This window comes from Devosia sp., from assembly GCF_041917035.1.
In the GTDB taxonomy this organism is placed as follows: domain Bacteria; phylum Pseudomonadota; class Alphaproteobacteria; order Rhizobiales; family Devosiaceae; genus Devosia_A.
Genome location: NZ_JAYRYM010000420.1, coordinates 1 through 1,979, shown reverse-complemented (window position 1 = coordinate 1,979; position 1,979 = coordinate 1). Strand labels below are relative to the sequence as shown.

Here is a 1,979-nt window from a genome sequence, read left to right as displayed (position 1 = left end):
CCCGAGCATGCCGACTTTCCCGCCTATCTCGACCGCATCGCGGCGATCCCGGGGGTCCGGGCGCTGCGCCGCATCCTGCACACCTCGCCCGACGAACTGTCGCAGGAACAGCTGTTCCGGGCCAATATCCGGCGGCTGGCCGACAAGGGGCTGCCGTTCGACATCTGCGTACTGAGCCGGCAGCTGCCGGTGGGGCGGGCACTGGCGGCGGCGGCGCCTCAGGTGCAGTTCGTGCTCGACCATTGCGGCGTTCCCGACGTCGCCGCCCAGGCGCTCGATCCCTGGCGCGCCGAGATCAAGGCGATGGCTGCGCTGCCCAACGTGGTCGCCAAGATTTCCGGGGTGATGGCCTATGCCGGGCCCGACTGGAGCATTGCGACGCTGAGGCCCTTCGTCGAGCATGTCATCGAGAGCTTCGGCTGGGACCGGGTGGTGTGGGGCTCGGACCATCCGGTGGTGACGCTCACCGGCAGCCTCAGCAAGTGGGTCGCGGCGACACACGAGATTGTCGCCGGGGCGAGCCAGATCGAGCGGGAGAAGCTGTTCTTCCGCAATGCCGAGCGGATCTACGGGGTGAAGTAAGCGGCCCCTCACCCGCCCCGCTTCGCGGGGCACCCTCTCCCTCAAGGGGAGAGGGGAGGTGGGGCGAGATCGTGCCATATCGTCCCTCTCCCCTTGAGGGAGAGGGTGCCCGAAGGGCGGGTGAGGGGAAGGAAGGCAATCGTGGAGGAGAACACGTTATGAAGCGATACGGATCGGTGATCGGGGTCAGGCCCGAGCATATAGCGGAATACAAGCGCATCCATGCGGCGGTGTGGCCGGCGGTGCTCAAGCAGATCGAGCGGAGCAATATCCGCAACTACTCGATCTACCTCAAGGAGCCGGAAAACCTGATGTTCGCCTATTTCGAGTATCACGGCACCGACTACGAGGCCGACATGGCGAAGATGGCCGCCGACGAGACCACACAGGAGTGGTGGAAGGTCTGCTCGCCGATGCAGGCGCCGTTCGAGACGCGCCGGAAAGGCGAGTGGTGGGCCCAGATGGAAGAAGTGTTCCACACCGAATGAGCATCGACCCCAGCATCCTGCAGCAGGCCTGGCCGCTGCCCAGCACGCCGCGCCCGATCGTCATCATCGGGGCGGGCGGAATCGTCAACGACGCGCACTTGCCGGCCTATCGGATGGCCGGCCTGCCGGTCGCCGGCATCTACGACCTCGATGCCGGCAAGGCCGCGGCGGTCGCCGAGCGCTGGCAGACGCGGGCCTTCGCCTCGCTCGACGCGGCGATCGCCACGCCGGGCGCCGTCTACGACCTGGCGCTGCCGCCGGCGGCGCATCTCGACGTGCTGCCGAAACTGCCGGACGGCGCGGCAGTGCTGCTGCAGAAGCCGATGGGGCGCACCCTCGCCGAGGCAACGGCGATCCTGAAGCTGGCCCGCGACAAGCGGCTGGTCGCGGCGGTGAACTTCCAGCTGCGCTATTCGGCGATGATGCTGGCGGTGGCCGATGCGCTGCGGCGCGGGCTGCTGGGCCGGCTGATCGATGTCGAGGTGCACCTCAACCTGGTGACGCCCTGGCACCTGTTCCCGTTCCTCAAGGGCATGGAGCGGGTGGAGATCGCGGTGCATTCGATCCACTACCTCGATACCATCCGGGCGATGCTGGGCAACCCGAGCGGCGTCCACGCCCGCACCCTCGGCCACCCCTCGACGGACCTGGCGCAGACCCGCACCTCGGCGCTGTTCGACTTCGCGCCCGACCAGCGGGTGACCTTCTCGATCAACCACAACCACGATTTCGGCCGCCGCTTCCAGGATGCGAGCTTCCGCTTCGAGGGCACCGAGGGGGCAGCGCTGGTCAAGCTCGGGCTGCTGCTCAACTATCCCGAGGGCGAGCCGGACGAACTCTGGCTGGTCGAGAAGGGCGGGGACTGGGTGCAGGTGCCGCTGGCCGGCAAGTGGTTCCCGCATGCCTTCA

At 67.8% G+C, this 1,979-nt stretch carries 3 protein-coding genes; all 3 read left to right on the top strand.

Going from position 1 to position 1,979, the window contains the following annotated elements:
* Window positions 1-582 (top strand): amidohydrolase (locus tag ACE3TU_RS21845; RefSeq protein ID WP_374627960.1); only part of this gene is annotated, 582 nt, incomplete at its 5' end.
* 158 nt (window positions 583-740) lie between these two features.
* Entirely contained in the window at window positions 741-1,070 is a 330-nt protein-coding gene (locus ACE3TU_RS21840; protein ID WP_374627959.1) for an L-rhamnose mutarotase, read from the top strand.
* A partial coding sequence (locus ACE3TU_RS21835) for a Gfo/Idh/MocA family protein (RefSeq protein WP_374627958.1) occupies window positions 1,067-1,979 on the top strand: 913 nt, incomplete at its 3' end. The genes ACE3TU_RS21840 and ACE3TU_RS21835, both read left to right, overlap by 4 nt.